Annotated in this window: 12 protein-coding genes; 9 read left to right on the forward strand and 3 right to left on the reverse strand. The window is 61.8% G+C overall.

All coding sequences use genetic code 11. The annotated features are described in order from the left end of the window. Positions 1-3 precede the first annotated feature (3 nt). The 9 genes from infB to GDN47_RS27845 all read left to right on the forward strand — a co-directional run bounded on the left by infB (position 4) and on the right by GDN47_RS27845 (position 10,026). Positions 4-2,751, forward strand: a complete 2,748-nt coding sequence (gene infB, locus GDN47_RS27810; protein WP_113354138.1) for a translation initiation factor IF-2 — start codon at positions 4-6, stop codon at positions 2,749-2,751. Between the two features lie 79 nt (positions 2,752-2,830). Continuing rightward, positions 2,831-3,175: a hypothetical protein gene (locus tag GDN47_RS32455; RefSeq protein ID WP_233790159.1), complete on the forward strand. Its 345-nt coding sequence runs from the start codon at positions 2,831-2,833 to the stop codon at positions 3,173-3,175. Between the two features lie 5 nt (positions 3,176-3,180). Further along, entirely contained in the window at positions 3,181-3,444 is a 264-nt protein-coding gene (locus GDN47_RS32460; RefSeq protein WP_233790161.1) for a hypothetical protein, read from the forward strand. A 68-nt stretch (positions 3,445-3,512) separates the two neighbouring features. Next, positions 3,513-3,920, forward strand: a complete 408-nt coding sequence (rbfA, locus tag GDN47_RS27820; protein WP_113354140.1) for a 30S ribosome-binding factor RbfA — start codon at positions 3,513-3,515, stop codon at positions 3,918-3,920. 12 nt (positions 3,921-3,932) lie between these two features. Further along, a complete protein-coding gene (gene truB / locus GDN47_RS27825) occupies positions 3,933-4,865 on the forward strand; it encodes a tRNA pseudouridine(55) synthase TruB (protein WP_113389925.1) in 933 nt (310 codons plus the stop codon). A 92-nt stretch (positions 4,866-4,957) separates the two neighbouring features. Beyond that, a complete protein-coding gene (locus tag GDN47_RS27830; protein WP_152094682.1) occupies positions 4,958-5,809 on the forward strand; it encodes an alpha/beta fold hydrolase in 852 nt (283 codons plus the stop codon). A gap of 153 nt (positions 5,810-5,962) precedes the next feature. Next, positions 5,963-6,232, forward strand: a complete 270-nt coding sequence (gene rpsO / locus GDN47_RS27835) for a 30S ribosomal protein S15 (protein WP_113354142.1) — start codon at positions 5,963-5,965, stop codon at positions 6,230-6,232. A gap of 325 nt (positions 6,233-6,557) precedes the next feature. Beyond that, positions 6,558-8,696, forward strand: a complete 2,139-nt coding sequence (gene pnp / locus GDN47_RS27840) for a polyribonucleotide nucleotidyltransferase (protein ID WP_113354186.1) — start codon at positions 6,558-6,560, stop codon at positions 8,694-8,696. A gap of 313 nt (positions 8,697-9,009) precedes the next feature. Next, a complete protein-coding gene (locus tag GDN47_RS27845; RefSeq protein ID WP_113396115.1) occupies positions 9,010-10,026 on the forward strand; it encodes a class I SAM-dependent methyltransferase in 1,017 nt (338 codons plus the stop codon). 42 nt (positions 10,027-10,068) lie between these two features. On the opposite strand, the gene GDN47_RS27850 is transcribed toward GDN47_RS27845, so the two are convergent. The 3 genes from GDN47_RS27850 to fabB form a co-directional block, all read right to left on the reverse strand. Further along, positions 10,069-10,650 (reverse strand): GNAT family N-acetyltransferase, encoded by a 582-nt coding sequence (locus GDN47_RS27850; RefSeq protein ID WP_113397395.1) that lies wholly within the window; start codon positions 10,648-10,650, stop codon positions 10,069-10,071. Positions 10,651-10,726: 76 nt separating this feature from the next. After that, positions 10,727-11,533, reverse strand: a complete 807-nt coding sequence (gene fabI / locus GDN47_RS27855) for an enoyl-ACP reductase FabI (RefSeq protein ID WP_112722932.1) — start codon at positions 11,531-11,533, stop codon at positions 10,727-10,729. Positions 11,534-11,537: 4 nt separating this feature from the next. Continuing rightward, on the reverse strand, positions 11,538-12,761 hold the full coding sequence (gene fabB, locus GDN47_RS27860; protein ID WP_112434869.1) for a beta-ketoacyl-ACP synthase I: 1,224 nt from the start codon (positions 12,759-12,761) through the stop codon (positions 11,538-11,540). Positions 12,762-12,782 lie beyond the last annotated feature (21 nt).

Consider the following 12,782-nt stretch of genomic DNA (forward strand, 5'->3'; position numbering starts at 1 on the left):
GGAATGACCGACAATCAAGACGACAAGACGCTGAGTGTTTCGGGTAAGAAGACCCTCACCTTGAAGCCTTCAGGCGTAAACCAGGGCACCGTGCGCCAGGACATGGGCCGCGGTCGCACCAAGGCGGTCGTGGTTGAGACCCGTAAGCGCCGCCCGCTACGTCCTGAAGACGAAAAGCCAATCACGCCGGTAACGACATCGGCGCCCTCGGTGACGCGCGTCGCCGAACCGACGCCGCAGCCGCCGCGCCCGCCGCAGCCGGCTCCGCGCATTCATCAGCCTGGCGGCCAGCAGCAGCGGCCGGCACAATCCAACCAGGGCTATCAGCAGCGCCCGCAGCAGGAGCGCTCGTCGCGTCCGGTGGTTCTGAACCATCTGTCGGCCGACGAGATGGATGCTCGCCGCCGCGCGCTGGCTGACGCACAGGCCCGCGATGCGGCAGACGCCGTTCGTCGCGCCGAGGAAGAAGCTCGCCGCCGCCAGGAAGAAGAAGCACGCCGCGTCGCCGAACAGGCCGAAGCTGCCCGTCGCGCTGCAGAAGAGGCCGCTCGCGCCGCAGAAGCAGCCAAGGTCGCCGAACAGGCCCCGGCCGCTCCAGTCGAGGCGAAGGTTGACGCTCCGAAGCCGGCTACGCAGCCTGCTCCGGCGCCGGCCGTTGTACGCCGTCCGGATGCTTCCGCCCCCCAGTCCGCCCGCCCCGGCGCAGCCGCCGCGGAAGCGCCGGCCAATCGCCGTCGCCCGGGCAACGAGGATGAGGAAGGCCGTGGCCCGTCCCGTGGTGCTCCGGTCCGTGGCAAGATCACCCGGCCTGAGCCGGCAAAGCCGGTCACCACGCGTCCGAAGACCGACGAAGAACGCCGCCGCGGCAAGCTGACGGTCACGACCGCCGATGTCGACGAAGACGGCAACGCACGCGGCCGCTCGCTTTCGGCCATGCGCCGCCGCCAGGAAAAGTTCCGCCGCAGCCAGATGCAGGAAACACGCGAAAAGATCTCGCGTGAAGTCGTGCTGCCCGAGACCATTACCATTCAGGAACTGTCGCAGCGCATGTCCGAACGCGCCGTCGACGTCATCAAGTATCTGATGAAGGAAGGTCAGATGATGAAGCCGGGCGACGTCATCGACGCCGATCTGGCAGAACTCATCGCCGGCGAATTCGGCCACACGGTCAAGCGCGTTTCGGAATCCGACGTTGAACAGGGCATCTTCAATGTTGCCGACGAGGAAGGCGAACTGGTTTCGCGTCCGCCCGTCGTCACCATCATGGGCCACGTCGACCACGGCAAGACCTCGCTGCTCGACGCCATCCGCCATGCGAACGTGGTCGCCGGCGAAGCCGGTGGCATCACCCAGCATATCGGCGCCTATCAGGTCGAGCAGAACGGTCAGAAGATCACCTTCATCGACACGCCCGGCCACGCCGCCTTTACGGCGATGCGCGCGCGCGGCGCCCAGGCGACCGATATCGCGATCCTCGTGGTGGCGGCTGACGACAGCGTGATGCCGCAGACGATCGAATCGATCAACCACGCCAAGGCGGCCGGTGTTCCGATCATCGTGGCGATCAACAAGATCGATAAGCACGAAGCCAATCCGCAGAAGGTCCGCACGGAACTGCTGCAGCATGAAGTCTTCGTCGAATCGATGGGTGGTGAAGTGCTCGACGTGGAAGTCTCCGCGAAGAACCGCACCAACCTCGACAAGCTGCTCGAAGCCATCTTGCTGCAGGCGGAAATCCTTGATCTCAAGGCCAATCCGAACCGCACGGCCGAAGGCACGGTCATCGAAGCCCAGCTCGACCGTGGCCGCGGCTCCGTCGCCACCGTGCTCGTGCAAAAGGGTACGCTGCGTCCGGGCCAGATCGTCGTCGCCGGCGATCAGTGGGGCCGTGTTCGCGCGCTCGTCAACGACAAGGGCGAGCATGTGAAGGAAGCAGGGCCGGCCATGCCGGTCGAACTGCTCGGCCTTTCCGGTGCACCGCAGGCCGGTGACAAGTTCGCCGTCGTCGAAAGCGAAAGCCGCGCCCGCGAAATCTCGGAATACCGCCAGCGCCTCACCCGCGACAAGGCAGCCGCTCGCCAGTCCGGTCAGCGCGGCTCGCTGGAGCAGATGATGTCGCAGCTGCAGACCTCGGGCATCAAGGAATTCCCGCTGGTAATCAAGGGCGACGTGCAGGGCTCGATCGAGGCCATTGCCGGCGCGCTGGAAAAGCTCGGCACCGACGAAGTGCGCGCGCGCATCGTCCATTCGGGCGTCGGCGGCGTGACCGAATCCGATATCTCGCTCGCCGGTGCATCCGACGCAGCGATCATCGGCTTCAACGTCCGTGCCAATGCTCAGGCCCGCACGCTGGCGGAGCGCGAAGGCATCGAGATCCGCTACTACAACATCATCTACGATCTGGTGGATGACGTGAAGGCAGCGATGTCGGGCCTGCTCTCTCCGGAGCGCCGCGAAACCTTCCTCGGCAATGCCGAGATCCTCGAGGTGTTCAACATCACGAAGGTCGGCAAGGTCGCGGGTTGCCGCGTCACCGAAGGCAAGGTCGAGCGTGGTGTCGGCGTTCGCCTGGTTCGCGACAACGTCGTCATCCACGAAGGCAAGCTCAAGACGCTCAAGCGCTTCAAGGACGAAGTCTCCGAAGTCAACATGGGCCAGGAATGCGGTATGGCCTTCGAAAACTACGAAGACATCCGCGTCGGCGATACGATCGAATGCTTCCGCGTCGAGCACATCACCCGTACGCTGTAAGCAATCCTTCGATTTGCTAGATATCAAAACCGCCGGCCGAAACCGGCGGTTTTTTTAAATGCCGCTAAATGGGTACGCCATGGAGATCACGACAGAGCTTGCAGGCGATCAATCCCTCACCGTCTCCTTCGTTCGCCAGCCGGCGGAACATGTCGCCGTGATGCGCCAGGCAGGACAGCGTTTTGCCCTTCGCCGTCCAAGGAATGCACAGAGCGAGACGGCCTGGTTCTTCGTGTCGGCGATCGCGGTCGGCGTAGCGCTTCCCGTCTTTTTCCATCTTCTTCGGGAATATGTATTCATTCCCGTGTTCGGGCTGTCGCGATCGATCGGCCTGGGTGAGATGGCGATCATTTGGCTCGTACCGACACTGATCTGCTACGCACTGATCTTGCTCTATTTTAGGTGGCCACACGCCGACGCCTAAGGGTGATGCAATCGCGCCTGCGCCCTGATGTCACCGTCACTGTCACGATCACGCCCGAACGTGCCGCCTGGAATTCGGCGCAGACATCGATTTGGCTTGGCTGGAGCGAGATCTTGAATATCAGCCGCCGCCGCGGACGGATTGAATTCGATACCGAAACCTTTGTCACCTACATCCCGGCATCCGCCTTTGCCGATCAGGACGCTCAGGATGCCGCTTTCGAAAGGATTCTCGGCTTCTGGCAGGCCGCAAACCCTCTCCAGCCTTGACCTTTGCGCCGGATCGAGTCATTTGACCCGCTTTATCGCGTCCAAAGGACGCTGCTAACGGAACAACCATGACCAGACCAACTTCTTCCGCGCCTTCGCAGCGCATGCTTCGCGTCGGCGAGCAGGTGCGCTCAGCGATCACGCAGGTTCTGCAGCGCGGCGAAGTGCGCGACGACCTGATCGAGCGCACCGTGATCTCCATTTCCGAAGTGCGCATGTCGCCCGATCTGAAGATCGCGACCGCCTTCGTGACGCCGCTTGGCGTTACCGACCACGGCGCCGTCATCGAAGCGCTGAACCGCCATGCGAAATACATCCGCGGCCGTCTCGGCCCGCAGCTTCGCCAGATGAAGTACATGCCGGAAGTTCGCTTCCGCGACGATACGAGCTTCGACAATTACAAGAAGATCGACGCGCTTCTGCGCTCGCCCGAGGTCAGCCGTGATCTCGACGACGATAACGACCAAGATCAATAACAGAGACAGAGAATGTCCAAGCCACGCAAACCCAAGGGCCGTCCGATTTCGGGTTGGCTCATCCTCGACAAGCCGGTGGATTTCGGCTCGACCGAAGCCGTTTCCAAGATCAAGTGGCTGTTCAAGGCCCAGAAGGCGGGCCATGCCGGCACGCTCGATCCGCTCGCCTCCGGCATGCTGCCGATCGCACTTGGCGACGCCACCAAGACGGTTCCCTACGTCATGGACGGCCGCAAGATTTATGAGTTCACCGTGACCTGGGGCGAAGAACGCGCGTCCGACGACCTTGAAGGCGAAGTGACCGCCACCTCCGACAAGCGTCCGAGCGAAGAAGATATTCGCGCGCTTCTGCCGAAATATACCGGCGTCATTCAGCAAGTCCCGCCGCAGTTCTCCGCCATCAAGATATCAGGCGAACGCGCCTATGACCTTGCTCGCGAAGGCGAGACGGTCGAGATCCCCTCACGCGAAGTCGAGATTTTCCGCCTGACGCTGCTCGCTTGCCCGGACGCCAATACAGCGCATTTCGAGGTCGAGTGCGGCAAGGGCACCTATGTGCGCGCGCTTGCCCGCGATTTCGGCCGTGATCTCGGCTGCTACGGCCATATTTCCGGCCTGCGCCGCAGCTTCGTCGCTCCCTTCGCCGAAGAGACGATGGTGCCGCTTGCCGATCTCGTGGCGCTGGAAGAGATCGAAGATACGGACGAGCGGCTTGCAGCCCTCGATGCGCTGCTGATCGACACGGCCGAGGCGCTGTCTTCGCTGCCGCATCTCGTCATCAGCGACGACCAGGCACACCGCCTGAAGATGGGCAACCCGATCCTGGTGCGCGGCCGCGATGCGCCGGTTGCCGAAACCGAGGCCTATGCCACGGCACGCGGCAAGCTGATTGCGATCGGCGAGATCGGCCAGGGCGAGTTCCGTCCGAAGCGCGTGTTCGGCTGACCTCAATCAACCGCAAATAGCGGCTATTGCGGGCGATGGCTATACGATATGTTCCCCGACGGGCCATCATGGCCCATCCAAAGGGGGCAAACATGCGCAGCGTTGCATTCGGAATAGTTGCATTCCTTTCCCTGTTCCTGACGGTGACGAACGCCCAATCCGCCGAACGGTGGGCCGGGCTGCCGCCGTTCCCGCCAATGCCGCAGCCGAAGGCGAGCGGCATAGCCGATGTCAATGACATCAAGATGTATTATGCCGAATATGGCGAAGGTGACCCGATCCTCTTCATTCATGGCGGTCTCGGGAATGCCGATGTTTGGGGCGCTCAGGTTGCCGATTTTGCGAGAGATCATCTCGTCATCGTCGCCGACAGCCGCGGGCATGGCCGCTCGACGCGCAGCCAGCAGCCTTTCGGCTACGATCTGATGACCTCGGATTACGCCGCGTTGCTCGACTATCTGAAGGTCGGCAAGGTGACGCTGGTTGGATGGTCCGATGGCGGCATCATCGGCATCGACATGGCGATGAAACATCCCGAAAAGCTGACGCGCGTGGTCGCCCAGGCCGCCAATGTCACCATCGACGGCGTGAAACCCGATGTAATGAGCAACAAGACTTTCAACGACTACATCAACGTCGCTGGCGACTATTACCGGAAGCTGTCGCCGACCCCGAACGAATATGAGGCATTCGTCAAACAGATCTCGAAGATGTGGGAGACGCAGCCGGCATGGACCGCAGCCGACCTCGGCAAGATCACGGTGCCAGTGACACTTGCTATCGGCGACCATGACGAAGCGGTGAAGCTGGACCATACCGAGATGATGGCGAAGGAAATCCCGGGCGCCAAGCTCGTCATCCTGAAGGATGCCAGCCATTTCGCCATGCTGCAGGATCCGGAAGGCTACAATGCCATGATCCGGGATGCCATGGCGGGGCGCTGAAAGGCGCCCCGGGGAGAACCCTCTTTCCATTGGCGCTCATTTGGTTTATAGGCAGCGCCAGCATCAGGCATGCCTGATTGCATTCGCGGCCAATGCTGGACGACATCCCGGCGTTTGGCGACTTCAATCTCCTCTCATAGAAAGGACCATCCGATGTCGATCACTGCTGAGCGCAAGGCTGCGCTGATCAAGGAATACGCTACCGCCGAAGGCGACACCGGTTCTCCGGAAGTCCAGGTTGCGATCCTGACCGAGCGCATCAACAACCTCACGGAACACTTCAAGGACCACAAGAAGGACAACCACTCCCGTCGTGGCCTTCTGACGATGGTTTCCAGCCGACGCTCGCTTCTTGACTACCTCAAGAAGAAGGACGAAGGCCGTTATACCAAGCTGATCAACAGCCTCGGTATCCGCCGCTAACGGAATTTCCGGCGGGCGTTCACCTGGACGCCCGCCGGATGCTTATGAAGGGTATAAACCCTTGAGACCAGTTTCCCTCGCGCCTTACGCCGGTGCGATGCGAAACCGCCGGCAGGCCGGATGGGCCGGTGCTGCCAACAACAACCGTTGACCTGTCATGGGGCAGGATTGCCGGATGCTTTCAGCCGAAGCTTCACGCTTCGGCCGACCTTCGAAAGCCTCTCGTTGTCTTGCCCGTGATGCGTCACATTTCGTGCGGTTGAAGATGTGCCCTGCCGAATTCGTCGGCCTCGGCGCCTTTTCCCGCATAGTGCAAGGACAAGATATGTTCGATATCCATACCGTCGAAATCGAGTGGGCAGGCCGCCCGCTGAAGCTCGAAACCGGCAAGATTGCCCGCCAGGCCGACGGCGCCGTTGTCGCCACCTACGGCGAGACCGTCGTACTTGCGACCGTCGTTTCCGCCAAGGCGCCGAAGCCGGGCCAGGACTTCTTCCCGCTTACCGTCAACTATCAGGAAAAGACCTACGCAGCCGGCAAGATCCCCGGCGGTTACTTCAAGCGCGAGGGACGTCCGAGCGAAAACGAAACGCTCGTTTCCCGCCTGATCGACCGCCCGATCCGCCCGCTCTTCCCGGAAGGCTACAAGAACGACACGCAGGTTGTGGTCACCGTCATCCAGCATGACCTCGAAAACGATCCGGACATCCTGTCCATGGTCGCGACCTCCGCAGCCCTAACGCTCTCCGGCATCCCGTTCATGGGCCCGATCGGCGGCGCCCGCGTCGGCTACATCAACGGGGAATACGTGCTGAACCCGCATCTCGACGAGATGGATGAATCGAGCCTCGACCTCGTCGTCGCCGGCACGCAGGAAGCCGTTCTCATGGTTGAGTCCGAAGCCAAGGAACTGCCTGAAGACATCATGCTCGGCGCCGTCATGTTCGGTCACCGCGGCTTCCAGCCCGTCATCGACGCGATCATCAAGCTCGCCGAAGTCGCCGCCAAGGAGCCTCGCGACTTCCAGCCGGAAGACTATTCCGAGCTCGAAAAGGAAATGCTCGGTCTCGCCGAAGCGGAACTGCGCAACGCCTACAAGATCACGCAGAAGGCCGATCGCTACGCTGCCGTCGACGCCGTCAAGGCGAAGGTGAAGGCACACTTCCTGCCGGAAGAAGGCGAAGCCAAGTACACGGCCGAAGAAGTCGGCGCCATCTTCAAGCACCTGCAGGCGAAGATCGTTCGCTGGAACATCCTCGACACGTCGAGCCGCATCGACGGCCGCGATCTGCAGACGGTTCGCCCGATCCTCGCCGAAGTCGGCCTGCTGCCGCGCACGCACGGTTCTGCGCTCTTCACCCGCGGTGAGACGCAGGCGATCGTCGTTGCCACGCTCGGCACCGGCGAGGACGAGCAGTATGTCGACAGCCTGACCGGCATGTACAAAGAAAACTTCATGCTGCACTACAACTTCCCGCCCTACTCGGTCGGCGAAACCGGTCGCATGGGTTCTCCGGGCCGCCGCGAGATCGGCCATGGCAAGCTCGCATGGCGCGCCATCCACCCGATGCTGCCGTCGGCGGAACAGTTCCCCTACACGCTGCGTGTCGTCTCCGAGATCACCGAGTCCAACGGCTCCTCCTCGATGGCGACCGTCTGCGGCACCTCGCTGGCGCTGATGGATGCCGGCGTGCCGCTGGCAAAGCCGGTTGCCGGCATCGCCATGGGCCTGATCAAGGAAGAAGAGCGCTTTGCCGTTCTCTCCGACATCCTGGGTGACGAAGACCACCTCGGCGACATGGACTTCAAGGTTGCCGGCACGGAAGCAGGCATCACCTCGCTTCAGATGGACATCAAGATCGACGGCATCACCGAAGAGATCATGAAGGTCGCCCTGAACCAGGCGAAGGGCGGCCGTCTGCACATCCTCGGCGAAATGGCCAAGGCCATCTCCGAGAGCCGCGGCCAGCTCGGCGAATTCGCACCGCGCATCGAAGTCATGAACATTCCGGTCGACAAGATCCGCGAAGTCATCGGCTCCGGCGGCAAGGTCATCCGCGAAATCGTCGAAAAGACCGGCGCCAAGATCAACATCGAGGACGACGGCACCGTCAAGATCGCCTCCTCCTCCGGCAAGGAAATCGAAGCGGCCCGCAAGTGGATCCACTCGATCGTCGCTGAGCCGGAAGTCGGTCAGATCTACGAAGGTACGGTTGTGAAGACCGCCGACTTCGGCGCCTTCGTCAACTTCTTCGGCGCCCGTGACGGCCTCGTCCACATCTCGCAGCTCGCTTCCGAGCGCGTTGCCAAGACGCAGGACGTCGTCAAGGAAGGCGACAAGGTCTGGGTCAAGCTGCTCGGCTTCGACGAGCGCGGCAAGGTTCGCCTCTCCATGAAGGTCGTCGACCAGGCCACCGGCCAGGAAATCGTTGCCGAAAAGAAGAAGGACGACGCGGCCGAATAAGCCGGCGCCTTCATCCAAGCTCCGGGGCGCGGGATCTTTTCCGCGCCCTTTTTATATTGAACGCCCGTTGGTTTGGCTGGATCGTGGAAGCTGCGTGCCTGGCCCCTCACCCTAGCCCTCTCCCCGCACATTCGGGGCGAGGGGACATGACTGTGCTCGATAACGGCCTCCACACCAAGCGGCATGTTTTCCGGCTCTGTCGTCCCCTCTCCCCGTCCCAACGGGGAGAGGGTTAGGGTGAGGGACAAGCCCAGAATACGACGATGGCGCACATCCGACAGACGAAACCCATTCCCATAACGAGACCACGCCCATGAGCCGCGATGCCCTGAAGACCCTGTTTCATCCCTTTGCCTCCGGCACCGTCGACGCGCCCGGCGAGGGTCAGCGGATCCTGTTCCTCGGCGCCGAGGCGGGCTTTGCGCTGCCGGAGGGATTTGCTGCCGAGCTTTCCGCCGTCCAGGGCTTCCGTCCCTTTTATCGCCAGCTGCAGGCGCAGCGCATCAACGTGACGCCGGAGATCGAAGGCGAAGGCTATGACGGCGCGCTCGTGCTTTGCGGTAAGCACAAGGGCGAAAACGAGGATCATATCGCCGAAGCCCTGACGCGCGTGAGAGAAGGCGGCCTCATCGTCGTTGCCGGCGGCAAGGAAGATGGCATCCAGCCGTTGCGCAAGCGCGTTGAGGCCTTCGGTCTTGCGATCGAGCACATGCCGAAATATCACGGCGTTGCCTTCTGGTTTACCCGCCCTGCCGATATCAAGCTGCTGACGGCGCAGCTCGCGAAGCCGGCGACGCTCGTCGACGACAGCTTCACCACAGCGCCCGGCATGTTCTCCCACGACCGTATCGACGCCGGTTCGGAGCTGCTTGCCTCCCGCCTGCCAACCGATTTTACCGGCGATGCTGCCGATTTCGGCGCCGGCTGGGGTTACCTCTCCGTCGAGCTGGCAATGAAGTCGCCGAGGATCGAACGCATCGACCTCTACGAGGCCCATTACGGCTCTCTGGAGGCCGCACGCGCCAATCTGCTGTCGCACTGCCCCAAGGTTGCCCAGCGCTTCTTCTGGCACGATCTGGCGAGCGAGCCGGTCAAGGACAAGTACGACCTGATCATCATGAACCCGCCCTTCCATGAAGGCCATGCCGCCGAACCTTCGCTCGGCCAGGCGATGATCAAGACCGCCGCTTCGGCATTGCGCGGTGGCGGACGGCTAATGCTGGTCGCCAATCGCGGCCTGCCCTACGAACCAGTGCTGGCGGAGAATTTCAAGGAGTTCGGCGAGACCTGCCGCAACGCCCGCTACAAGGTGCTCTGGGCGAAGAAATAAGGAATGATGGCGGTCAGATGGCCGCCATTTTTTGAGCGGGGCTCAGGGGCTTCGTTTCGACGCTCTTGCGGCCCATTCGCGGTTCAGCACGGCGTAGATGCATTCGTCGCCCCATATACCGTTGAAGCGATCATTCTCGATCAGAAGCGCCTCGCGGCGCAGGCCGAGCCGTTCGACGACACCGACCGAGCCGGCATTTTTCGCATCCAGCCGTGCAAAGATCCGGTGGAAGCCGAATTTTTCGAAACCGAGGGTAATCATGGCTTCCGCCGCCTCGGTGGCATAACCCTTCCTGGCATAGGCTGGGTTGGAGGTATAGCCGAGCTCGGCCTGAAGTGCGACCTTGCTTGCGAATGTCAGGCTAACGTCACCCACCAAAGCGCCATCCTCCCGCCGTATGACAGCGCATAACAGCGTATCTCCGTCCTCGGAGAAAGGGGAGCTCAGGCGGATATCGAAACGCTCTCGCAAGACCTCAAGCGAAGGTGGATCGCGGTAGAGGAAACGATATATCTCCGGCAGGGAGCGGTAGGCGCTGTAGGCGGCAAAATCCTCCGGCACAAAGCGGCGAAGGATAAGACGACCGGTCGATGCCAAAGGTTCTGCGTCGTCGATGGACGTCATCGGGAATCCTCTGAAAGGATATCCGGAAATTGATCCTCCCGGCCAAAACCGGGAGGACACGACTGAGATCGAAGGCTTACTCCGTGTCTGCGCTTGACAGCGTTTCCAGCGTTGGCATCGAGGTGATGTTATAGCCGGCATCCACAAAATGGACTTCGCCAGTCACGCCTGCTGCCAGATCCGACAGGAGGTAGAGCGACGACGAGCCGACCTGATCGATGGTGACGGACTTGCGCAGCGGCGCGTTGCGCTGGTTCCAAGAGAGGATGGCGCGGGCGTCGGAAATGCCGGCGCCGGCGAGCGTGCGGATCGGACCGGCGGAAACGGCGTTGACGCGAATGCCGCGCGGGCCGTAGTCCGCAGCGAGATAGCGGACGGAAGCCTCGAGTGCCGCCTTGGCGACGCCCATGACGTTGTAGTTCGGGATCACGCGCGTCGAACCATTATAGGTCAGCGTCAGCATGCTGCCGCCTTCCGTCATCAGTTCGGCGGCACGCTTGGCAACCTCAGTGAAGGAGAAGCAAGAAATCACCATCGTGCGGGTGAAATTCTCCCGCGTGGTGTTGGCATAGAGCCCCTTCAGCTCGTTCTTGTCGGAAAAGCCGATGGCGTGGACGATGAAATCCAGCTTGCCCCAGCGCTCCTTGATGGCGTCGAAGACGGCATCGACCGAAGCGAGATCCTCGACATCGCAAGGCAGTAGGAAATCCGAGCCGACTTCGGCTGCGAGCGGCTTGACGCGCTTGCCGAGCGCTTCGCCCTGAAAGGTGAAAGCCAGTTCAGCGCCTTCGGCGGCCAGTGCCTTTGAAATACCCCAGGCAATCGAATGGTTGTTTGCGACGCCCATGATGAGGCCGCGCTTACCCTGCATAATTCCCGTCATTGCCTTATCCGTTATAGCGCTGGAATACGAGCGTGGCGTTGGTGCCGCCGAAGCCGAAGGAGTTCGAAAGAGCGATATCGAACTTGGCATTGTCGATACGCTTGCGCACGATCGGCACGCCTTCGAATTCCGGATCGAGTTCGGTGATATGGGCGCTTTCGCCGATGAAGCGCTCCTGCATCATCAGGATCGAGTAGATCGATTCCTGAACGCCCGCTGCGCCGAGCGAATGGCCCGTCAGCGACTTGGTCGACTGGATCGGCGGGATCTTGTCGCCGAAGACTTCGCGGATCGCGCCGATTTCCTTGCTGTCGCCCACCGGCGTCGATGTGCCGTGGGTGTTGATGTAGTCGATATCGCCCTTCACGGTGGCGAGCGCCTGGCGCATGCAGCGCACGGCACCTTCGCCTGACGGCGCGACCATGTCGTAACCGTCCGAGGTAGCGCCGTAGCCGATGATTTCGGCATAGATCTTGGCGCCGCGTGCCTTGGCATGCTCAAGCTCTTCCAGAACCAGCACGCCGGCGCCGCCGGCGATGACGAAGCCGTCACGCTTGGCGTCATAGGCGCGCGAGGCGGTTTCCGGATGGTTCTCATTGAAGTCCGACGACATGGCGCCCATGGCGTCGAAGAGGTTCGACATGGTCCAGTCGAGATCCTCGTGGCCGCCGGCGAACATGACGTCCTGCTTGCCCCACTGGATCATTTCGGCAGCATTGCCGATGCAGTGCGCCGAGGTCGAGCAGGCAGACGAGATGGAGTAATTGACGCCGTGGATCTTGAACCAAGTCGCAAGCGTGGCCGAGGCCGTCGACGACATCGACTTTGGCACGGCGAAGGGGCCGATGCGCTTCGGGCTGTTGTTCTTGCGGGTGATGTCGGCAGCTTCGATCAGCGTGCGCGTCGACGGGCCGCCGGAGCCCATGATGATGCCGGTGCGCTCGTTGGTGATATCGCTTTCCTCAAGGCCGCTATCGGCGATCGCCTGCTTCATGGCGACGTGGTTCCAGGCACCGCCCTGCGACAGGAAGCGCATGGCGCGGCGATCCACCAGGTCGGTCGTATCGATCTTAGGCGCGCCCCAGACCTGGCACTTGAAACCGTGCTCGGCGAAATCGGGGGAGAAGGAAATACCGGATTTGGCGTCGCGCAGCGAGGCGGTCACTTCTTGAGCATTGTTTCCAATCGAAGAGACAATACCCAGACCCGTAACAACTACCCGTCTCATGTCGATGACCTTTTCTAAAAC

It is taken from the genome of Martinezella dioscoreae, from assembly GCF_009176305.1.
GTDB classification, from domain to species: domain Bacteria; phylum Pseudomonadota; class Alphaproteobacteria; order Rhizobiales; family Rhizobiaceae; genus Rhizobium; species Rhizobium dioscoreae.